The 22,602-nt window shown below is 59.5% G+C and carries 15 protein-coding genes; 6 read left to right on the forward strand and 9 right to left on the reverse strand.

All coding sequences use genetic code 11. From position 1 onward, the window contains the following. Complete coding sequence (gene cra, locus B0D71_RS06800) at positions 1–996, reverse strand: catabolite repressor/activator (protein ID WP_103394108.1); 996 nt, start codon at positions 994–996, stop codon at positions 1–3. Positions 997–1,286: 290 nt separating this feature from the next. Here cra and ptsP point away from each other — a divergent pair, with 290 nt between their 5' ends. From ptsP to B0D71_RS06820, 4 genes are all read left to right on the forward strand, one after another. Then, on the forward strand, positions 1,287–4,148 hold the full coding sequence (gene ptsP, locus B0D71_RS06805) for a phosphoenolpyruvate--protein phosphotransferase (RefSeq protein ID WP_103394109.1): 2,862 nt from the start codon (positions 1,287–1,289) through the stop codon (positions 4,146–4,148). Further along, positions 4,148–5,089: a 1-phosphofructokinase gene (pfkB, locus tag B0D71_RS06810; RefSeq protein ID WP_103394110.1), complete on the forward strand. Its 942-nt coding sequence runs from the start codon at positions 4,148–4,150 to the stop codon at positions 5,087–5,089. The genes ptsP and pfkB overlap by 1 nt, the downstream gene beginning before the upstream one ends. Before the next feature lie 11 nt (positions 5,090–5,100). Beyond that, on the forward strand, positions 5,101–6,840 hold the full coding sequence (locus tag B0D71_RS06815; RefSeq protein WP_103394111.1) for a PTS fructose-like transporter subunit IIB: 1,740 nt from the start codon (positions 5,101–5,103) through the stop codon (positions 6,838–6,840). Positions 6,841–7,016: 176 nt separating this feature from the next. Further along, positions 7,017–8,558: an alkaline phosphatase D family protein gene (locus B0D71_RS06820; protein ID WP_103394112.1), complete on the forward strand. Its 1,542-nt coding sequence runs from the start codon at positions 7,017–7,019 to the stop codon at positions 8,556–8,558. Positions 8,559–8,701: 143 nt separating this feature from the next. On the opposite strand, the gene B0D71_RS06825 is transcribed toward B0D71_RS06820, so the two are convergent. Both B0D71_RS06825 and B0D71_RS06835 read right to left on the reverse strand, forming a co-directional pair. Further along, entirely contained in the window at positions 8,702–11,230 is a 2,529-nt protein-coding gene (locus B0D71_RS06825; RefSeq protein WP_103394113.1) for a PepSY domain-containing protein, read from the reverse strand. A gap of 256 nt (positions 11,231–11,486) precedes the next feature. Then, positions 11,487–13,811 (reverse strand): TonB-dependent receptor, encoded by a 2,325-nt coding sequence (locus B0D71_RS06835; RefSeq protein WP_103394114.1) that lies wholly within the window; start codon positions 13,809–13,811, stop codon positions 11,487–11,489. 206 nt (positions 13,812–14,017) lie between these two features. Between B0D71_RS06835 and B0D71_RS06840 the strand changes: the two genes are divergently transcribed. Next, positions 14,018–14,698: a Fe2+-dependent dioxygenase gene (locus B0D71_RS06840; RefSeq protein WP_103394115.1), complete on the forward strand. Its 681-nt coding sequence runs from the start codon at positions 14,018–14,020 to the stop codon at positions 14,696–14,698. Further along, the gene (locus tag B0D71_RS06845; RefSeq protein WP_205885986.1) at positions 14,699–15,469 is read left to right on the forward strand and encodes a tetratricopeptide repeat protein; all 771 of its coding nucleotides are present in this window, start codon (positions 14,699–14,701) and stop codon (positions 15,467–15,469) included. It abuts the gene before it with no gap. A gap of 108 nt (positions 15,470–15,577) precedes the next feature. On the opposite strand, the gene B0D71_RS06850 is transcribed toward B0D71_RS06845, so the two are convergent. The 6 genes from B0D71_RS06850 to B0D71_RS06875 all read right to left on the reverse strand — a co-directional run bounded on the left by B0D71_RS06850 (position 15,578) and on the right by B0D71_RS06875 (position 22,591). Further along, complete coding sequence (locus B0D71_RS06850) at positions 15,578–16,591, reverse strand: alpha-xenorhabdolysin family binary toxin subunit B (RefSeq protein WP_103394117.1); 1,014 nt, start codon at positions 16,589–16,591, stop codon at positions 15,578–15,580. Between the two features lie 60 nt (positions 16,592–16,651). Next, entirely contained in the window at positions 16,652–17,833 is a 1,182-nt protein-coding gene (locus B0D71_RS06855; RefSeq protein ID WP_103394118.1) for an alpha-xenorhabdolysin family binary toxin subunit A, read from the reverse strand. Between the two features lie 220 nt (positions 17,834–18,053). Then, the gene (locus B0D71_RS06860; RefSeq protein ID WP_103394119.1) at positions 18,054–19,217 is read right to left on the reverse strand and encodes a type III PLP-dependent enzyme; all 1,164 of its coding nucleotides are present in this window, start codon (positions 19,215–19,217) and stop codon (positions 18,054–18,056) included. 660 nt (positions 19,218–19,877) lie between these two features. Beyond that, positions 19,878–21,035, reverse strand: a complete 1,158-nt coding sequence (locus tag B0D71_RS06865) for an osmoprotectant ABC transporter ATP-binding protein OsmV (protein ID WP_103394120.1) — start codon at positions 21,033–21,035, stop codon at positions 19,878–19,880. Continuing rightward, the gene (locus tag B0D71_RS06870) at positions 21,032–21,685 is read right to left on the reverse strand and encodes an ABC transporter permease (RefSeq protein ID WP_103394121.1); all 654 of its coding nucleotides are present in this window, start codon (positions 21,683–21,685) and stop codon (positions 21,032–21,034) included. Before B0D71_RS06870 ends, B0D71_RS06865 begins: the two co-directional genes overlap by 4 nt. 12 nt (positions 21,686–21,697) lie before the next feature. Beyond that, a complete protein-coding gene (locus B0D71_RS06875) occupies positions 21,698–22,591 on the reverse strand; it encodes a glycine betaine ABC transporter substrate-binding protein (protein WP_103394122.1) in 894 nt (297 codons plus the stop codon). Between the last annotated feature and the right edge of the window lie 11 nt (positions 22,592–22,602).

Here is a 22,602-nt window from a genome sequence, read left to right on the forward strand (position 1 = left end):
TCAGTCCTGAAGAATACGTTGCTTGAACGTCCGCGGGATGGCTTGTACGCCGGGCCGGTAATCCGACTGCTCGATGGCCGCCAGAGCGAGCGCGAGGGCCTTGTCGGCGATTAACTGGTGTTGCTGGGCCATGGCGTTGACCGGCAGCGGCAGGAAGTCCAGCAATTGGGTGTCACCGAATGTGCCGAGGCGCAGCGGGCGGTTTTTCAGCGGGAAGTCGTGCAGTGCATCGAACACGCCCTGAAGCAGCACATAGGACGTGGTCACCAGCGCATCGGGCAAATGCCCCAGGCGTTGCAGCAATTCCTCCATCAATTGTTTGCCGCATTCGCGGCTGAAGGATTCGCCTTCTTCGATCAGCACCTCACCGTTGAATCCGGCGAGGGCCTCTTTGAAGCCCGCGCAACGTTCCCGGCTGATGCTCAGCTCGGGGCGGGCGCCGATCAGGGCGATCTGCCTGGGCAGCGGCTCCAGCAGGCTGCGGGTCAGTTGCAGGCTGGCCTCGCGGTCGTCGCTGATCACCGAGCAGAAGTGCTCGGGTTCCATGACCCGGTCGATGGCGATGATCGGAATGCCCTTGGCCTGCAATTGACGATAGCTGTCGTCGCCGGCCGGCAGGCAGCTGGCAACGATCAGCGCGTCGCAGCGCCGGGCGCGGAACAGTTGCAGCAATTGCCGTTCGCTGTCCGGTGCATCGTCGGAGCTGGCGATCAGCAACTGATAACCCCGGGCTCGCGCACCTTGCTCCAGCAATTTGGCGATTCGCGCGTAACTGGGGTTTTCCAGATCCGGCAGAATGAACCCCAACGTGCGCGTGTGTCGGCTGCGCAAACCGGCGGCCTGTGGGTTAGGCGTGAAGCCATGTTGTTCGACGACCGCGCGCACGCGTTCGACAGTGGCGCTGCTGATGCGCTGTTGTTCGGCCTTGCCATTGATGACATAGCTGGCGGTGGTGACGGACACACCGGCCAACTGGGCGATATCACTGAGTTTCAACCCGCTGTTTCCTTGTTTTTTCGAGATTGCCTCGACATTTTCATCAATCCTAACCGATTAAGGCAGGCGACCATTGTCGCAACGCATCCGACAAGTTGGACTTCAAGGATGGGCCAATATCGAGTAACGTGCCAATTGATCTAGATTAAACGTTTCAGCAGGCGTATTTTCTACGTTTTAGGTGACTTTGGCCGGTTCTGCCGTGAAACCGCCAAAAGCGACGACCAAGCGCCTAAGCTGACTCATTCAAAACAATACCTGGTGCCCCAAGGCGCCAAAAAGGAGAAAGCATGCTCGAGCTCACAGTAGAGCAGATATCCATGGGCCAGTCGGCTGTGGATAAGTCCGCAGCGCTGCAATTGCTGGCCCGGCATCTGGTCGCCGACGGCCTGGTTGCCGAGGGTTATCTCGCCGGTTTGCAGGCGCGGGAAGCCCAGGGCTCGACCTTTCTCGGTCAAGGTATTGCCATCCCCCACGGTACGCCCGAAACCCGTGAGCTGGTGTTCACCACCGGCGTGCGCCTGATGCAGTTCCCCGATGGCGTGGACTGGGGCGACGGTCATGTCGTTTACCTGGCAATCGGCATCGCCGCCAAATCCGATGAGCACCTGCGCCTGTTGCAATTGCTCACCCGCGCCCTCGGCGAGACTGATCTGGGGCAGGCCCTGCGCCGCGCCGGTTCCGCCGAAGCCTTGCTGAAGTTGCTGCAAGGTGCGCCGCAGGAGTTGGCGCTGGATGCGCAGATGATCGGCCTCGGTGTAGCGGCCGAAGATTTCGAAGAGCTGGTCTGGCGCGGCGCACGTCTGTTGCGCCAGGCCGACTGCGTGAGCAACGGGTTCTCCGCGGTGTTGCAGCAGGTTGAAGCGCTGCCGTTGGGCGATGGCCTGTGGTGGCTGCACAGCGAGCAAACCGTCAAGCGCCCGGGCCTGGCCTTTGTCACCCCGGACAAACCGCTGCGCTACCTTGGCCAGCCACTCAATGGGCTGTTCTGCCTGGCCAGCCTCGGTGAGGCTCATCAAGCCTTGCTCGAACGCCTGTGTGCGTTGTTGATCGAAGGGCGCGGTCATGAATTGGGACGTGCCACCAGCAGCCGCAAAGTCCTCGAAGTGCTCGGTGGTGAAGTGCCTGCCGATTGGCCCAGCGCGCGAATTGCATTGGCCAACGCCCACGGTCTGCATGCGCGTCCGGCGAAAATCCTCGCCCAACTGGCAAAGAGTTTTGACGGCGATATCCGCGTGCGCATCGTCGATGGTCACGACAGCGCGGTGTCGGTAAAGAGCTTGAGCAAGTTGCTCAGCCTCGGCGCCCGTCGGGGGCAGGTCCTGGAGATCATCGCCGAACCGGGCATCGCGGCTGATGCGTTGCCGGCCTTGTTGGCCGCCATCGAAGAAGGGCTCGGAGAAGAAGTCGAACCGCTGCCTCCCGTCAGCCAGGCACGCGAAGTCGTTGTCGAGATGGCCGAAGTGGTCCTCGCCCCGGTGTCGGGCAGCGTGGTTCAGGCGATTGCCGCCGCTCCGGGGATTGCCATCGGTCCGGCGCATATTCAAGTGCTGCAAACCATCGAATACCCGTTGCGCGGCGAGTCCGCCGGTATTGAGCGTGAGCGTCTTCAGCAAGCCCTGGCGCAAGTACGCCGTGACATCCAGGGTCTGATTGAGCGCAGCAAAAGCAAAGCCATCCGCGAAATTTTCATCACCCACCAAGAGATGCTCGACGATCCGGAGTTGACCGATGAAGTCGATACGCGCCTCAAGCAGGGCGAAAGCGCCGAGGCGGCGTGGATGGCCGTGATTGAAGCGGCGGCCCGGCAGCAGGAAGCGTTGCAGGATGCCTTGCTCGCCGAACGCGCAGCCGACTTGCGCGACATCGGCCGTCGGGTGTTGATGCAACTCAGCGGCATCGAAACCCCGAGCGAACCGGATCAGCCGTACATCCTGGTGATGGACGAGGTCGGCCCGTCCGACGTCGCGCGCCTCGATCCGGCTCGCGTGGCGGGGATTCTCACTGCCCGTGGTGGCGCTACGGCGCACAGTGCGATTGTTGCCCGAGCCCTGGGCATCCCGGCACTGGTCGGCGCCGGCCCCGGCGTATTGCTGCTGGCGCCGGGTACGCCGTTGCTGCTCGATGGCCAGCGTGGGCGCCTGCATGTGGACGCTGACGCGGCGACCTTGCAGCGCGCCACCGCCGAACGCGATACCCGCGAGCAACGCTTGAAGGCGGCTGCCGAGCAACGTCATCAACCGGCACTGACCACCGATGGTCACGCCGTCGAAGTGTTCGCCAATCTCGGTGAAAGCGCTGGCGTAGCGGGCGCGGTGGAACAGGGCGCCGAAGGTGTTGGCCTGTTGCGCACCGAACTGATTTTCATGGCCCACCCGCAAGCGCCCGACGAGGCAACCCAGGAGGCCGAGTACCGCCGCGTCCTCGACGGTCTGGGCGGGCGGCCGCTGGTGGTGCGTACCCTGGATGTCGGGGGCGACAAACCATTGCCGTACTGGCCGATCGCGAAGGAAGAAAACCCCTTCCTCGGCGTGCGTGGTATCCGCCTGACCTTGCAGCGTCCGCAGATCATGGAAGCGCAATTGCGCGCCTTGCTGCGGGCCGCCGACAACCGGCCGCTGCGGATCATGTTCCCGATGGTGGGCAGCGTGGACGAGTGGCGCCAGGCCCGTGACATGACTGAACGCCTGCGTCAGGAAATCCCGGTCGCCGACCTGCAACTGGGGATCATGATCGAAGTACCGTCGGCGGCATTGCTGGCGCCGGTGCTGGCCAAGGAAGTCGACTTTTTCAGCGTCGGTACCAACGACCTGACCCAATACACCCTCGCCATCGACCGTGGCCATCCGACGCTGTCGGCCCAGGCAGATGGCTTGCACCCGGCGGTGCTGCAACTGATCGATATCACCGTGCGCGCGGCCCACGCCCACGGCAAATGGGTTGGTGTGTGCGGCGAGCTGGCGGCCGATCCGCTGGCGGTGCCGGTGCTGGTGGGCCTCGGGGTGGACGAACTCAGCGTCGGCGCGCGCAGTATTGCCGAGGTCAAGGCGCGAATTCGCGAACTGGGCTTCACTCAAACTCAAACCCTTGCCCAACAGGCCCTGGCCGTGGGCAGTGCCAATGAAGTGCGTGCATTAGTGGAGGCCCTGTAATGGCCCGGATTCTCACCCTGACCCTGAACCCGGCGCTGGACCTGACCGTCCAGTTGCCACGCCTTGAGGCCGGTCAGGTCAACCGCAGCGATGTCATGCACACCCACGCCGCCGGCAAAGGCGTGAACGTGGCGCAAGTGCTGGCGGACCTCGGGCATCAGTTGACCGTCAGTGGCTTTCTTGGCGAAGACAATCTGCAAGCGTTCGAAACGTTGTTCGCCCGGCGCGGTTTTGTCGATGCCTTCATTCGCGTTCCGGGCGAGACCCGCAGCAATATCAAGCTGGCTGAAAGCGACGGCCGCATCACCGACATCAACGGGCCAGGACCACAGGTCAGCGAAGCGGCGCAGCAGGCCTTGATGGATCGACTGGAGCAGATTGCCCCAGGGCACGATGCGGTGGTGGTCGCCGGAAGTTTGCCGTTGGGCGTTAGCGCGAAGTGGTTGCAGACGTTGATTTTGCGCTTGAAGAAACTGGGGCTGAACGTCGCCCTCGACACCAGCGGCGATGCGTTGCGCGAGGCGCTCAAGGCCAGTCCATGGCTGATCAAACCCAACACTGAAGAGCTGGCCGAAGTGCTGGACTGCGAGGTTGTGTCGGTCCGTGCCCAGGCCAAGGCGGCGGAGCGATTGCACGCCCAGGGCATCGAGCATGTGGTGATCTCCCACGGGGCAGAAGGCGTGAACTGGTTCAGCGTCGGCTCGGCGCTGCACGCCACGCCACCCAGGGTCAGCGTCGCCAGCACGGTGGGGGCGGGTGATTCGTTGTTGGCGGGGATGATCCACGGTTTGCTCAGTGCCGATACGCCGGAGCAAACCTTGCGCACGGCCACGGCGATTGCCGCGATGGCGGTGACCCAGATCGGTTTCGGCATTGGCGATGCAGCGCAACTGGCGCAGCTCGAACAGGGTGTACGCGTGCGTCCCCTGACAGAACAATAAGAGGGTTTGTCATGAAGTTAGCCATCGTTACGGCCTGCCCGAACGGCATGGTCACCAGTGTGCTGTGTGCCCGGCTGCTCGATGCCGCGGCCCAGCGTCAGGGCTGGAGCACCAGTGTCGAAGTCAGCGATGCCGCGCATTCCGAAAAGCAACTGTCGGCGGCCACCCTCGAAGCGGCCGAGTGGGTACTGCTGGTGACCAGCGCTCCGGTGGAGATGTCGCGGTTTGTCGGCAAGCGGGTTTTCCAGAGTACCCCGGCCCAGGCCTTGCAGGACGTGGAAGCCGTGCTGCGGCGCGGTGCGCAAGAGGCTCAGGTCTATGCCGCTGCCGAAGCCGTCGTAGAGCCTGTGACGGTTGTGCCAAACACACCGCGACTGGTGGCCATCACCGCGTGCCCGACGGGCGTAGCGCACACGTTCATGGCCGCCGAAGCCTTGCAGCAAGCGGCCAAGCGCCTTGGCTATGACTTGCAGGTGGAAACCCAGGGCTCGGTCGGCGCGCGTAACCCATTGAGCGCAGCGGCGATTGCCGAGGCCGATGTGGTGCTGCTGGCGGCCGATATCGAAGTCGCCACCGAGCGTTTCGCCGGCAAGAAAATCTATCGTTGTGGCACCGGCATTGCCCTCAAGCAAGCCGAAGCGACCTTGAAAAAGGCCTTGGCCGAAGGCCGGCAGGAAAGCGCATCGAGCGCTTCTCAAGCTACGGTCAAACAGGAGAAGACGGGTGTCTATAAGCACCTGCTGACCGGCGTGTCGTTCATGTTGCCGATGGTGGTGGCTGGCGGCTTGATGATCGCCTTGTCGTTCGTGTTCGGCATCACTGCCTTCAAGGAAGAGGGCACGCTGGCGGCGGCGTTGATGCAGATCGGCGGCGACACCGCGTTCAAGTTGATGGTGCCGCTGCTGGCAGGCTACATCGCCTATTCCATCGCCGACCGTCCGGGCCTTGCGCCGGGGATGATCGGCGGTCTGCTGGCGAGTACCTTGGGCGCCGGTTTCATCGGCGGGATCATCGCCGGTTTTCTTGCCGGTTATGCGGCCAGGGCGATCAACCGTTATGCGCGACTGCCACAAAGCCTCGAGGCGCTGAAACCGATCCTGATCATCCCGTTGCTGGCGAGCCTGTTCACTGGCCTGGTGATGATCTACGTCGTCGGCAAACCGGTGGCCGGGATGCTCGCCGGGCTCACGCATTTCCTCGACAGCATGGGTACCACCAACGCGATTCTGCTGGGTGTGTTGCTGGGCGGCATGATGTGCGTCGACCTTGGTGGGCCGATCAACAAGGCCGCCTATGCGTTCTCGGTTGGGCTGTTGGCGTCGCAGAGTTACGCGCCAATGGCCGCGACCATGGCCGCGGGCATGGTGCCGCCGATCGGCCTGGGCATCGCCACGTTCATTGCCCGACGCAAGTTTGCGCAAACTGAGCGCGAAGCCGGCAAGGCAGCGCTGGTGCTGGGGCTGTGCTTCATCTCCGAAGGGGCGATTCCGTTTGCGGCCAAAGATCCGCTGCGGGTGATTCCGGCGAGCATCGCCGGTGGTGCGCTGACCGGTGCGCTGTCGATGTATTTCGGCTGCAAGCTGATGGCGCCCCACGGTGGGTTGTTCGTGCTGGCGATCCCGAATGCGATCAACCATGCGTTGCTTTATCTGTTGGCGATTGTGGCGGGGAGCCTGTTGACGGCGGTGGTGTATGCGCTGGCCAAACGGCCGGAGGTGGTGGAGTTGGCGGTAGACCCCGTCACCGCCTGACACCGATTCCTGTAGGAGCGAGCTCGCTCGCGATGGTCGCGAACGATAACGCGTCAAACCAGATGCCCAGCGGCGCCTATTGGTTTCTCGCGAGCGGGCTCGCTCCTACAAGGTGGGGATGTCATGCCGGCTTCATCCAGCCATGCTTAAGTTTTTCCTTCTTCAGGGAGAACACCATGAGCGATTTCAACCTCGGTCGACGTCGGGTCGTTCAAGCGCTCGGTGTCGGATTGCTGCTGCCGGGGCTGACGCCGGCGGTGATCGCTTCGGTCAAGGATCGGCCGCAACTCACCGATGGCGTGCAGTCCGGCGACCTGCTGGGCGACCGCGCAATCATCTGGAGCCGCTGCGATCGTCCCGCCCGGATGGTGGTGGAGTGGGACACCCGAAGCCTGTTTCGCAATCCTCGGCGATTCGTCTCGCCACTGGCCGATGTGCGCACCGATTTCACCGCCCGGGTCGAGCTCACCGGACTGCCAGCCGACCAGGCGATTTTCTATCGTGTGCAGTTTGAAGACGCCCAGAGCGGCGTTGCCAGTGAGCCCTGGTTCGGTCACTTGCGCAGCGTGCCGCAGACCCGGCGCAACATCCGTTTTGTCTGGAGCGGCGACACGGCCGGCCAGGGCTTCGGCATCAATCCGGACATCGGTGGCATGCGCATCTACGAGGCGATGCGTCGACGTCTGCCGGACTTTTTTATCCACAGCGGCGACACCATTTACGCTGACAACCCGATCCCGGCGCAGCTCAATACGGAAGACGGGCGGGTGTGGCGCAACCTCACCACCGAGGCCAAGAGCAAAGTCGCCGAGACTCTCGATGAGTACCGCGGTAATTATCGCTACAACCTGATGGACGAAAACATCCGTCGCTTCAACGCCGAGGTCCCGCAGATCTGGCAGTGGGACGACCACGAAGTGATGAACAACTGGTCACCGGGCAAACAACTGGATGCGCGCTACCAGGGCCAAGATATCCATAGCCTGGTGGACCGCGCACGCCAGGCATGGCTCGAATACGCGCCGATGCGCTTGCAGAGCGCCGATGGCGGCGGGCGGATCTATCGCAAGCTCGGCTACGGGCCGCTGCTCGATGTGTTCGTGTTGGACATGCGCAGTTATCGCGGGGCCAATGACGACAATCTGGGGGAGGCCAGGCCGTTTCTTGGTCGTGAGCAACTGGACTGGCTCAAGCGCGAAATGAGGGCCTCGAACGCGCAATGGAAAGTGATCGCCGCCGACATGTCCATCGGCCTGGGTGCGCCTGACGGTGAAGTCAGTCCCGGTGTCACGCGGTGGGAAGCGGTGGCCAACGGTGACCCGGGCCCGGCCCTGGGGCGCGAACTGGAAATCGCCGAATTGCTCGGTTTTCTGCGGGCCCGGCAGGTGCGCAATTTTCTGTTTCTGACCGCGGATGTGCATTACTGCGCGGCCCATCATTACCACCCGGACCGGGCGGCGTTTCAGGACTTTGAACCGTTCTGGGAGTTCATTGCCGGGCCGTTGAATGCGGGCAGTTTCGGGCCTGATTCACTGGATAGAACCTTTGGCCCTGAAGTGGTATTCGAGAAGGCATCCCCTACACAGAACGCCTCGCCGTTTGCCGGATTTCAGTTTTTCGGCGAGGTGAACATCGATGGGCAGAGCGGGGAATTGAGCGTGGTGTTGCGGGATCTGGACGGGGTGTCTGTGTTTGAGCAGAAGTTGCAGCCGGTTTGATTGACACCGGATACCTGTAGGCGCGAGCTTGCTCCGGGCGGCGATCCGACGATGAACCCGAGAATAACGCGCTCAATCTGTATGAACGCGTCATCGTTAACGACCATCGCGAGCAAGCCCGCTCCCACAGGGGACTCAGTGAATCAGTACACGTCTCGGCGGTAGCGGCCCTGTTCGATCAAGCGCTCCACTTCGGCGCTGCCCAGTACTTCATTGAGTACCTGATCCACGCCCGAAGCCATGCCCTGAAGGCTGCCGCAGATGTAGATCACCGCACCGTCCGCCAGCCATTTTTCAAGCTCGTCCGCCGACTCACGCAGGCGATCCTGTACGTAAATCTTTTCGGCCTGGTCTCGGGAAAACGCCAGGTCGAGGCGCGCCAGATCACCGTTGATCAGCCAATCTTCCAGCTCCTTTCGGCACAGATAGTCGTGCTCGCGATTGCGCTCGCCAAACAGCAGCCAGTGACGTTGCTGACCATCGGCAATTCGGGCCTTGAGCAAGCTGCGCAACCCGGCCAGCCCCGTGCCATTGCCCAGCAGGATCATCGGCACCGGTTGGGCCGGCAGATGGAAACCACTGTTGCGCCGCACACGCAGGCTGATGGAACTGCCCACCGGCGCGTGTTCGGTCAACCAGCCGGAACCGACGCCGAGGTTGCCATCGGCATGCACTTCCTGGCGCACGATCAATTCCAGCACACCGTCGTCTGGAATCGAAGCAATCGAGTATTCGCGCATGGCCAGCGGCACGAGGGCCTCTGCCAGTGCCTGCGCGTGCAGGCCGACCAGATGGGCGCGGTTCTCCGGCAACTGGCGGCTGGCCAGGGCCTGTTCGAGGGTTTCCTCCAGGCCGTTGAGCTGCACCTTGGTCTCTCCGTGAATGCCCAGACCGTCGAGGAAATGCTCGATGGCCCACGGGCAATTGCGCGGCAACACTTCTACCAGATCGCCGGCCAGCCAGCTGCTGGTGGTCGGGGCGCTGAGGCCCAGCAAGTACACCGGCGAACCGCTGCTGTCCGGGTTGAGCCGTTCACGACGGACCAGGGTCCAGTTGTCGTAGCTGGGCGCTTGCCAGGTGTCGACGGGGGCGTGGCCGGTCAGCAGGCCCAGTTGCTGTTGCCAGTGACGCAGAGCGTAAGGATCGCCGCTATCGACTTCCACCGGGGCGAACAAGGTCTTGCCGCCGTGCTCGCCGAGCCAGGTGTGCAGGCGTTTGGCAAATCCGCAGAAGTGTTGATACTGCCGGTCGCCGAGGCCGAGGACCGCGTAGTTCAGACGTTCAAGACTTGGCGTGCGACCCAGTACCTTGCGTTCGAAACTCCTGGCGCTGTCGGGTGCTTCGCCGTCACCGAAGGTACTGACGACGAACAGTGCGTTGTTCGAGTCCTGCAAATCCTGCTCGCTGACGTCCGCCAGCGGCTGCACCTTCACCGGCAAGCCCGCGGCCTGCAATTGCCCGGCGGTCTGCCAGGCCAGTTGCTCGGCAAAGCCGCTCTGGCTGGCGAAACCGATCAGCCAGGCCGGAGCGTCGTTGCCGGGTTGCACGAGCTCTTTGCGCGCGTTTTTGATCTGGCGTTTTTTGCGGCGACGGTCCAGGTACAGCAACCAGCCGGTGACGAAGAACAGCGGCATGCTCAGCGAGGTGATGGTCAGGATGATGCGCCCGACGATGCCAAAGTAGCTGCCGACGTGCAGCGCATAAATGCTGGACAGCAGTTGCGCCTTGAGGCTCTTGTCACTGTAGCGATCAACCCGTTTGACCACGCCGGTGGCTGGGTCGAGGGTGATCTGGTTCAGGGCGCGGTCGTGTGGCGAAGTTTTCAGCAGGAAGTAAACGGTCGCTGGCTGGCCGGCCACTGGCGGCATGCGCACGTTATAGGAACTGAGTTGCGGGCCGGCCGCGCTGTAGATGCTGCTCCACATTGCCGCGTAATCGGCTGTCGGTGCCGGACCTTGCGGTGCAGGGCCACGTCCACCGCGAACGCGTTCATTCTGCGGTGAGTCGGAGAGCAACCGGGTCAGGCCTTTGTTGTACCACTCGTAGGACCAGGACAACCCGGTCAGCGCTGCCAGGAGGTAAAACACCAGGCACCAGGTGCCAGCCACCGAGTGCAGGTCCCAGTTGAAACTGCGACCCTTTTTCTTCCAGTCCAGGGTCAGCCAGGCACGCCAGCTTCTCCACTGGCGAGGCCAACGCAGGTACAGCCCGGAAAGACAGAAGAACACCAGAATCAGTGTGCAGGCGCCGGTGATCTGCCGACCCGTATCGCCCATGGCGAGGAAACGGTGCAGTTGCAGCATCAGCCCGAAGAAGTCCTGGCCGGTGGCATCACCGAGGAACTCGGCCGTGTACGGATCGAAGTAGCGCATCTCGCCTCGGCGCTCACCTGGCGGCGGGGTGAACCACACTTTGGCGGCGTTGCCGCTGTCGGTTTCCACGGTGAGCATCGAGACTTTTTTGCCCGACGCGGCTTCGATGTGCTCCACCAGTTCGGCGGGTGGCAGCACACCGGCGACCTGTTTTTCGACCTGCAACACAGAGGGGTTGAGTGTGCTCAGGATTTCATCCTGAAACGACACCATCGCCCCGGTGATGCCCATCAGGGCCAGGACCAGCCCGGCGCTGATGCCGAAAAACCAGTGCAACTGGAACAGGGTTTTCTTCAACACGTCGCTCGCCTTGTTGGTTCAAATGTATTCATCACGGCGCGCATTATGCCGTGGGGTTGTCGAGAAGCATTTTTTTACGCACAAAGGCCCCGTTCACGGTATGAACGGGGCCTGAGCCAACACCGACCTCTGTAGGAGCGAGCTTGCTCGCGATGAACTCAAGAACGACGTGGGGTTTCAGGCTAACCGCGTCATCGTTGAAGACCATCGCGAGCGAGCTCGCTCCTAAAGAAGAGGTTGCGTAGTCAAATTTCCATCAGAAGTGGAAGTTGGTGCTCAGCAATGCGGTACGACCAGCCGCCTGGTTGGCGAAGTGGGTCGAGAACGCTTTGTCGTAGTAGGTTTCGTCGGTCAGGTTCTGCACGTTCAGTTGCAGGTCGACGTTTTTGCTCAGCTTGTAGGCTGCCATCGCGTCGTAACGAACGTAGGAATCAACCATGGTGGTGTTGGCTACGTTGCCGAACACGTCATCGACATAGAACGCACCGCCGCCGATGGTCAGCTTCGGCGTGACCTGATAGGTCGTCCACAGGCTGGCGCTGTTTTTCGGGGTGTTAGGCAGTTCGTTGCCATCGTTGGCTTTGTTTGCCGGCATGTCGCCGCCATCGACTTGCTCGCTGTCCATGTAGGCGTAACCGGCGAACACTTGCCATTTGTCGGTGAGCTTGCCGCTGGCCGACAGCTCGACACCTTGAACGCGGGTTTTACCGGCGTTTTCGTAGGTGGTGGTGTTGGTCTGCACACGAGCGTTTTCTTTCTCGGTGCGGAAGATGTCGGCGGTCAGGGACAGACGATCATTCAACAGGTCCCACTTGGTACCGATTTCGTAGTTCTTGGTGGTTTCCGGCTCCATGTCGCTTTTGAGCAGGTTGCCGTTGCGATCCGGCGTGCCGCCCAACGGGTTGCCTTCCGAACCTTCGCCAAGCGTGTTGCCCGGCGGCGTGGCAGACGTCGCGTAGGAGGCATAGATGCTGCCGTTTTCCGCTGGTTTGTACACCACACCGAACTGACCGGTGACGAACTCGCTGGTGTCATCGCCCTTGGACGTGGTCACGCTGGAACCGTTGAAAGTCTTGTATTCGGTGTCGAAGTGGTCGTAGCGCAGGCCCATGTTCACCAGCCATTGCTCGGACAACGTCAGGGTGTCGAACACATACAGTGCGTAGGTGTTGGCCTTGGTGTCGGTGCCGGCATAGTTGCGCGAGATGGCGCCGTTCCACGGATCATTCGGGGTCGGGTTGGACAGCGAGGTGCAGTTGTAGCCGCTTGGCGCGCCGATCAGTGCCGGCGAGCAGTTTGTGCTCGCCCCAGCTGTTCCCGGAGTGGTGTCCGTGTTGACGTTGTACGAGGACTTTTCAGCTTCCTCGTGGGTGTATTCAACGCCGGTGGAGAAGCTGTTCTTGAACCCGGCGATGTAGACATCACCAAACAGGTCGGTCTGGTTGGTGGTGGTCTCGGTGTTGCTCACGCGGGTGTTCGCGCGGCGCCAGACGCTGCCGTTGTTGACGTTGCCTTTACTGTCGTCCGGCTGGGTCAGGATGTAATCCTGCATGCTGGTGCCGTGGCGCAGGGTGTTCTTGATGGTCAGTGCGTCGCTCAGGTCGTGCTCGATGGCGAAGGTTGCCGTGTCGGTGCGACCCTTGCGGAAGTCACGGTCGGTCAGACCATAGAAATTGCTGCTGTCGCCGCCGTCATTGGGCTTGTCCGGGTTGGCCTTGGTACGGGCAGCCGAACCTGCAGCCGGGATGGAGTAGGGAATGCCCGAATCCGGCGTGTCGTTGCTTTCGAGGTGGTAGTAGTCGAGGTTGACGCGAGTGTCTGTACCCAGGCCGAAGGCCAGGGACGGTGCGACACCCCAGCGGTCGTAGTCGACGCTGTCACGCCCGGCGACGTTGCTCTCGTGGCTCATCAGGTTCAGACGGCCAGCGGCGGTGTCGGTGAACTGGTAGTTGCCGTCGAAGGTGTAGCGCTGGGTCTGGTCGGAGCCCCAGGTGAAACCACCGTCGAGTGAGTCGCCCAGGTGAGCTTTCTTGCTGACCAGGTTGATGCTGCCGCCGGCGGCGCCACGGCCGCCGATCGCGGAGTTCGGGCCTTTGCTGACTTCGATCGACTCAACGGCGAAGATCTCGCGGCTCTGGGAGCCGGTATCGCGCACGCCGTCCAGATAGGTGTCGCCCTGGGCGTCGAAACCGCGGATGAACGGACGGTCGCCTTGTGGGTTACCGCCTTCACCGGCACCGAAGGTGATGCCTGGAACGGTGCGCAGCGCGTCCTGCAGGTTGAGCGAGCCGGTGTCTTTCAAGACTTGTTGCGGAACAACGGTCACCGAGCGCGGCGTGTCGATCAGCGGCGCGGTGTACTTGGGCGAGGAGGCTTTCTCGACGTTGTAGGTTGTCTCGTCCTGGGCTTGGCCTGTGATGGCGGTGGCGCCCAGCGAAATCACATTGTCCGGTGCTTTTTCGTCGGTTTTTTCCGCCGCGAAAACCATGTGGCCCGCAGAGCCGGCAGTAATCGCCATGCCGATGGCGGATGCGAGCAGACGTGGTGAACTGACCGGTACTTGTGGTTGTTGACGTGGCATTTGAATTCCCCTCCCCAAGGATTTGAGGCGGCGGAATATAGGGTAAATAGGTATTCGTAACAATTGCGAAATATTACTATTCGCGCTGAATTTACATTCTTTACAATTTAACCTTACGGTTTTTGCTGACTCATTCGTCTGATGTGTTTTACACGGGCAATAAGAATCAATACCATTGGCGCCACTTTGTTTTCAGGTGTCTTGCCATGCTGCTGCACATTCCCTGCCTGTTCGGAAAAGACGAGGTGCAGCGCATTCGCGAGGCTCTGGAGCAAGCCGATTGGGCCGATGGCAAGATCACCGCAGGCTACCAGTCGGCCAAGGCCAAGCACAATTTACAGCTGCCTGAAGGGCATCCGCTGGCCAAGGAGATCGGCGCGGCAATGCTGGAGCGGCTGTGGAAAAATCCACTGTTCATGTCGGCTGCGCTACCGCACAAGGTCTTTCCTCCCTTGGTGAACTGTTACACCGCCGGTGGCAGTTTCGACTTTCACATCGACAACGCGGTGCGTCAGCCCAAGGGCAGCATCGAACGGGTACGCACGGATTTGTCTGCCACGCTGTTCTTCAGCGAGCCCGAGGATTACGACGGCGGCGAGTTGGAAATCCAGGACACCTTCGGCACTCAGCGGGTGAAGTTGCCTGCCGGCGACATGGTGCTGTACCCCGGCACCAGCCTGCACAAGGTCAATGCGGTAACGCGCGGAACGCGACTGGCCTCGTTTTTCTGGACTCAAAGCCTGGTGCGCGAAGACAGCCAGCGCGCCCTGTTGTTCGAGATGGACGGAGCCATCCAGCAACTGACCCGCGATGTGCCCGATCATCCATCGCTGATCCGCCTGACTGGCACTTATCACAACCTGTTGCGTCGCTGGGTCGAGGTGTAAGTGGCGGATTTTCGTTTACGCCGCGAGGAGATGCTCGACGGCGAGCGCCTGCTCGCCATGCTCGACGAAAGCCCGGCCCGTGCGGCCCAGGCCATCCTGATCGCCGCACGTGAGGGTGAAGTCGAGGCCCAGGCCTTGCTCGGGCAGATCCTGCTCGACGGCCAGGGTATCGCGCAGGACCAGCCGCTGGCGTTGCGCTGGTTCGGTATCGCCGCCCGCCAGGGGCACCTGATGGCGCGCAATATGCTCGGCCGTTGTCATGAGCATGGTTGGGGCTGTGTTGCCGATGCCTCGATTGCGGCGCGGCATTATCGAGCCGCGGCGCAGGACGGGCTGGATTGGTCGATGTACAACTTCGCCAATCTGTTGGCCACCGGGCGCGGTGTAGGCGAGGATCAGACACTGGCGCTGAACTGGTACCGGCGTGCGGCGGACCTCGGCCATGCGAAGTCGATGAACCTGTTGGGGCGCTATCTCGAGGAAGGCCGATTCTGCCGGGCCGACCCGGATGCCGCTTTCGAGTGGTATCGACGTTCTGCAGAGGGCGGAGATTTTCGCGGGCAATTCAGCTATGCGGCTGTTCTGGCGCAGGATGGGAAAGTCGACGAGGCCTTGGTATGGCTTGATCGGGCGCTGGAGGCAGGCAACGTGAATTTCTTGAGAGTTAGCGGCCAAGCGCTACTGCACGCTCCACACCCGGATCTGCGGGCATTGGCTCCGCGCTTTCAGCAGCGTGCCGTGCAATTGCAAAATCAGGCGCAAGTGGCCTAGGTACAGGACTTCAAGGATCTGTAGCTGTCATCAAGGCGAGCGAAATGGCGTTGTGCGCGCCTTCGCTCGCGCTGATCAGGGTGCTAATCCAAACGGAGCGGGCCCGCTTTAGCTTCGCCATTCCTGGCGAAGGTTATTCAAATGTTTGATGAAAATGTTCGACTGTTCGATGAACCGTTTAACAACCGAGCTGAAATCGTCGGCAACGTCATGTTCATTAATCTCCAGGAATTTGTCGATGGCATCGGCGAGGGTGCTTATCTCATTCGTGTAAGCCCCTCTCGGGGTTTGCACGGACTGGAATTCCACTAACTGATTTTTTTGGTCTTGCAAGAGTTTTATATCTTGATTGATGCGGGCCAGGTTTCGACGGCGGTCATCAAGTCGCGCCTGGAGCTGGCGCCTGGCTTCAATCAGGTTGTCATATTTAATTCTGTCGCTGATTAAGTTGAGGATCTTGCCTGCGGCGGCAATGCCAGCCTTGACAAGATCAACTTGAGGGGCGGACAGGTTAAGCCCTGCAAGTTTTTCGGCCGTGAGAAATAACTCATTGATGAGCGAGAAAGTGTCTGTCGCTTCAATGAGTTTAATGGCGTTGTTCAGGTCTGATTCGTCTTTTGCCAGTTTCTCAATGTCGCGTTCCTCTTCTGCTACATACGGGCTGATGTTGCTGATGGATACTTCCAGTTCCTTGATGCGGTATTGGTTGTCGCTGAGGGTCACTGCTTTCAAATTCGCCAAATTGTTGTTCAGCGTTGTCGCAAGTTTCGACACTTCGGATGTGCCGCTTTCAATCGATGATTTGATCTCTTCGTAAAAATTGTCTATGGCCTCCTGTTGCTCGGGGGAGGAGGGTTCGAACTTCAGATTTTCAATGATGGTGTGGAAGCGTTGAACTTCGCTAATGGGTAAGGCGGTGGGTAGCAGAGTCAGGGTGCTAAGTGCTTGCTTGTCGGTGGCGTTTACTTCCTCTGATAATGATGCTAATTGCTCCCAAAGTACCGGTAGGTAAACAGTACTCAATGTGCGGATTTTATAATGGAGTTCATCCCTGTTTTGCTTGATTTTCTTCATGTCGGGAGAGGGGTATTGGAATGACAAGTCGAGAGTGTGTACGGTCATTATTTTTTTGCCTTTAAAGAAGTAAACTTCGGGTTTGGCCTTGGTGTGCAAGCCAGGATGTCAGGAGGCGCTTGTGGCATTGTTGAAGGCAGTCAATAAATCGCCCGCCTGCTGTTTTATCGTTAGCCAGTTTTCCGTCATCGTGGTTAGCCTGGAGACAAAAGACACCAGGTACATGGCATTGGTAACGCCATCGAGTTTTTTGCAGGAAGCATCGACATAGGTCTGTATCAACTCCCAGAGACTTTCAAGGTTCGATGAGCTGCCCGCCGCATCTTCAATCCTGATTTGCAGTTCCTGGAGACTGGTTTCGAATGCTCGCAACGATGCAAGGACCGCACTGCTGGCTGCAATTTTTGCCTGGACTTCACGTCTCTCCGCTATCAGCGCTTCCAGTTCATCTCGAGCTTGCCGGGCCTTGGTTCCATAAATGGAAGATGTGACGATAAAACCAACGATGCCACCGAACAGTCCCCACCATTTGCTCTGGGAGTACTGCTCGATTTCTGCGTATTTTTCGTCAATTCGCTGGTTGAGGATATCCAAGCGCTCATTGAAGGCTTTTATCTCTTCGTCGAAGTTGTGGCTGTTGCAAAGGGCTATTTTCAAACCGAGTGCGGGCTTCAGCGAATTGGTGATTTCATGCTTGAACAGGGTTATTTGAGATTTTGTAGTTTGCGTGCTTTTGCTGTGCTCGGTGATGACGGTTTTAAGTTCTTCAATCAATTCCATCAGAGCCGGGATTTTTTGTTTCTCATCTCCGGTTAATTGTATCTCTGGCAGGTTGTCGATTTCCTCGGGTGTCAGGCCACCGATTTTTCCAACGCCGCTGATGTAGCTGGGCAGTCTGGTCAAGTAGTTGATGATGGATTGACTGCTGGAAGTAAAATTGTCGGCAAATACATGAAGGTCTGAACCAACGGCCTTCATGCTGGACTCCAATGGCGACCAACTGCTCGCGTGGTTCCTCATGTTTTGATAGAGGATTTGCATATCCGCTGAATAAAGTCCGGAAATATTCAGCTGGTCGTATTTGTATAGTTGTTCTATTTCGTTGATGTCGGTCGGCAAGGCCAGTCCGGCATTGACGTATCGTTTGATTTTTTTAATGTCGTCGTTTGTGACCAGTAGTCCCGGTCCACGTTCGACACCACGGAGAGTTCCGGAAACGGCTCCCATGAAATCAGTCGTCAGAGAGTTGATCTCTTCAGCGGTTTTAATTTCGTCTTGGATGGCTAACATGAAAATCCCTTTTTATGCATTAGCGATGTTTTAGTTGTGCCTCTATAGCCATTGAAAAGTAGTGTTATTTGTTCTTGAAGTTAAGTAGATAAGGTTTTCAGTATGTGTGTGGTGGGAAGCATGGCGGCGCTGTGCTTTATTTTTAATAATGCCGGCCAATAAGTTAAGTCAAAAAAAAGGCCTGTGATTACTCACAGGCCTTTTTTATAACGGGAGGGATTTAAACGTAGAACGACTTCAGTGGCGGGAAACCATTGAACTCTACAGCGCTGTAGCTGGTGGTGTACGCACCAGTCGACAGCCAGTACAGGCGATCGCCAATTGCCAGGTTCAGTGGCAGGCCGTATTTGTAGTTTTCGTACATGATGTCGGCGCTGTCGCAGGTTGGGCCAGCGATGACCACTTCTTCCATCTCGCCCTTCTTCTCGGTCCAGATCGGGAACTTGATGGCTTCGTCCATGGTTTCGATCAGGCCGGAGAACTTGCCCACATCCGTGTACACCCAACGCTCGACCGCGGTACGGGATTTACGCGCGACCAGCACCACTTCGCTGACCAGGATACCGGCGTTGGCGATCAGCGAGCGGCCCGGTTCCAGGATGATTTCCGGCAGGTCGTCACCGAAGTCTTCCTTGAGGAAGCGGATGATTTCTTCAGCGTAGGTTTCCAGGCTGTTGGTGCGGGTGATGTAGTTGGCCGGGAAGCCGCCGCCCATGTTGATCAGCTTCAGGTGAATGCCGTCTTCTTCCTTCAGGCGTTCGAAGATCACTTTGACCTTGGCGATCGCCGCGTCCCAGACGCTGATGTCGCGCTGCTGCGAACCCACGTGGAACGAGATGCCGTAAGGCACCAGGCCCAGATCGCGAGCGAGAATCAGCAGGTCCATGGCCATGTCGGTCTGGCAGCCGAATTTGCGCGACAAAGGCCAGTCGGCGGTGGTCGAGCCTTCGGTCAGGATACGTACGTAGACTTTCGAACCCGGAGCGGCCTTGGCGATGTTGCGCAGGTCGGCTTCGGAGTCTGTGGCGAACAGGCGCACGCCCTTCTCGAAGAAGTAGCGGATGTCCTTGGATTTCTTGATGGTGTTGCCGTAGCTGATGTGGTCGGCGCTGACGCCGCGATCCAGCACTTTGTCCAGCTCATAGATAGAGGCGATGTCGAAGCTCGAACCTTTCTCTTTGAGCAGGTCGATGATTTCCACGGCCGGGTTGGCCTTGACCGCGTAGTAGACCTTGGCGAATTCGAAACCGGCGCGCAGGTCGTCATAGGCCTGGGCGATCATCGCGGTGTCGATCACCACGAATGGGGTTTCTTGCTTGTCGGCGAACGCCTTCATTTTCTGAAAGGTGTCGCGCGCGAAATAGTCTTCGACCTGGATCGACATACTTGGGAGCTCCTAATGGCAAACGAGTAAAAACAATGGGTGCAAATGAACGTCCTCCGTATCCCCACTTTGGTTCGCCTACTTCCCAAGGCATGTCGCCGAAAGCAAAAAGGCCATGGGAAGTGCAGCTTTCCCTTGGCCTTGCTGTCTCGTCGTCAGTACTTGAGCCGGATGGATCGTTTCCAGCATGGACGTTCGGCGCGAACTTTAGGGCGTGAGGGGCTTGAGATCAACAAAAAATGTCGCGTTTTTGCACTCTTCTGACGCGCGTTACGAGCATCACTCTTTGTAACCGACACAGATGACAGTCGGATGTTCCCGAGTATTTATGAAGTGTTAAAAATACATGCACGTTCGACGCTTTTGTGCGCCAAGTCGCTAGAAAGTACGATGGCGTCAACATCGGCGACGTTGGCTGCGAAAAGCTGGGCTGAGAGGGAATTTGATTATTTAAGAGCGTGTTTGTGGATGGCTTTTGCAGGCTCTAGTGTTGATATTTTTTTCCGGCTTACAAATCACTCAAAAATCGCACAGAACCTGTGGGAGCGAGCTTGCTCGCGATGGCATTTTCACAGCCAACATCGTAGTTGACTGACATTGCGCCATCGCGAGCAAGCTCGCTCCTACAGGTTTTGCATTCTTACCGGGCGATATGAGTTGTCAGGCGATCACCGCCTCGGCAGGTGAGACGATATTGGTCTTCATTCCACGCGAACGACCTGAACTCAAATAAGCCGCAATCGACTCCTGTGTCACCTCACCCAAAAACACTCGCTCGGCATCCAGCACCGGCAACCACGCGCGATTGAACTCGTACATGCGCGACAGCAGGATGCGCAAATGCTCGTCGTACGCCGCCGTGGCGTTGAACTCGCGTTGGTACTGCGCGCAGGTGCCGGTCTGACGGTGCAGGTCGCGACGTCTTACATAACCCAGGGCTGTGTTCTCGGCGCAGGTAACCACCACGTACCGTCGGTCATGCTCATCCATCAACTCCAGCGCTTCGGCCACCGGGGTTTGCGGGCTTACGGAAGGCGCGTTGTCCGCCGCGTCTTCGGCTTTCACCAGCAACAGGCGCTTGAGCGTGCTGTCCTGGCCGACGAAGTTGCTTACAAACTCATCCGCCGGATGCGCGAGTAACGTGTCCGGGTGATCGATCTGCAACAGCTTGCCGGCGCGGAAGATCGCGATCTTGTCGCCGAGCTTGATCGCCTCGTCGATGTCATGGCTGACCATGATCACGGTCTTGTTCAGCGCCCGCTGCATCTCGAAGAACTCGTTCTGGATCATCTCGCGGTTGATCGGGTCGACCGCGCCGAACGGTTCGTCCATCAACAACAGTGGTGCATCTGCCGCCAGTGCGCGAATCACGCCGATCCGCTGCTGCTGGCCACCGGACAACTCCCGTGGATAGCGATGCAAATACTGCTTGGGTTCGAGCTTGATCATGCTCATCAACTCGCGGGCGCGGTCGTGGCATTTCTGCTTGTCCCAGCCGAGCAGTTTCGGCACGACCACGATGTTCTCTTCGATGGTCATGTTCGGGAACAGGCCGATCTGCTGGATCACGTAACCGATGTTGCGGCGCAGCGTCACTTCGTCGAGGCCAGTGGTGTCTTCGCCATTGATCAGGATCTTGCCCGAAGTGGGTTTGATCAGGCGGTTGATCATTTTCAGCGTGGTGCTTTTGCCACAACCCGATGGCCCGAGGAACACACAGATTTCGCCTTCGTTGACGGTCAGGCTCACCGAGTCCACGGCTTTCACATCTTTGCCGTTGCTTTGGAAGGTCTTGCTGAGGTTTTGAAGTTCGATCATTTGAGCAGTCCTTTTGGAGTCAGCGAGCGTTGCAACACTTGCAGGATCAGGTCGGCGATGATTGCCAGCACACTGACCAGCACGGCACCGACGATCAGCATCGACATGTCGCTGCGGCTGATGGAAGCGAGGATGAGTACACCGAGGCCACCGGCGCCGATGGTGGCGGCGATGGTCATGACGCCGATGTTCATGACCACGGCGGTGCGTACACCGGCGAGGATCACCGGCACGGCGATGGGCAGTTCGACCATGCGCAGGCGCTGGCCGAAGGTCATGCCGATGCCGCGGGCGGCTTCGCGGATGCCCGGTTCGACGCTGGTCAGGGCCAGGTAGGTGTTACGCATGATCGGCAGCAGCGAATAGAGAAACACCGCCGTGATCGCCGGCATCGGCCCCAGGCCTTGGCCAAAGGTCGAGTACACCGGCAACAGCAAACCGAACAGCGCAATCGACGGGATGGTCAGCAACACTGTGGCGCTGGCTTGCAAGGGACCGGCGAGGCTCGGGAAGCGCGTCATCAGAATGCCCAGCGGCACGCCGACCAGAATCGCCAGGCTGACGGCGATGCCGACCAGGGTGATGTGTTGCCAGGTCAGGTGCAGCACTTGCGCCCAATCGAGATGGGAAAAGGCGTTGAGAAAATCCATGTCGTTTCCTCCTCAGTTCAAGGGATGCTGGCGCAGGAAATCGGCGGCAACGGATGAAGGGCTTTGATGATCGACATCGACCCGGGCGTTGAGCTGGCGCATGGTTTCGTCGTCGAACAGGTCGGCCAGTGGCTTGAGCTGGGCCGCCAGTTGCGGATGCGCATCGAGGTAGGCCTGGCGCACGACCGGCGCGGCGGTGTAGTCGGGGAAGTAGTGCTTGTCGTCTTCCAGTAACTTGAGCTTGAACGCGCTCAAGCGTCCGTCGGTGGTATAGACCAGACCGGCAAAAACCTGGCCGTTGCGCAGGGCGGTGTAGACGAGGCCGGCGTCCATCTGCCGGATGTTTTTGCGGGTCAGGTCCATGCCGTAGAGTTCGACCATGCCGGCCAGGCCGTCGGAGCGGTTGGCAAACTCGGTGTCCAGCGCCACCAGCGGATTGTCTTTGGCCTCGGCGCGCAATGTGCGATCGAGGTCGCTGATGGTGTGGACCTGCGGGTACTCGGCGGCGATGTTCGCCGGTAGCGCCAGGGCATAAGTGTTGCTGAACTTCGATGGTGAGAGCCAGGTCAGGCCTTTCTTCGCGTCCAGTTCGGTGACCCGCGCCAGTGACTGCTGACTGTCGAGTTTTTCCGTGACGTGGTTGTAGGAAACCAGAGACACGCCGGTGTACTCCCAGACCATGTCCAGTTGTCCGCTTTCCTGGGCACTGCGGGCCAGGTTACTGCCCAATCCACCGGTGACTTGGGCGTCATAGCCCTTGGATCGCAGGTACTGGGCGGTGATTTCCGCCAGCAGGGTCTGCTCGGTAAACACCCGAGCGCCGATACGGATCAACGGTTTTTCCGCGGCCTGGGCAAACCCTGCGCACAGCAGGATGCAGCCTAATAAAAAGCGTGTTGTTTTCATGAGAATTCCTT

It is taken from the genome of Pseudomonas laurylsulfativorans (assembly GCF_002906155.1).
Classification (GTDB): Bacteria; Pseudomonadota; Gammaproteobacteria; order Pseudomonadales; family Pseudomonadaceae; genus Aquipseudomonas; species Aquipseudomonas laurylsulfativorans.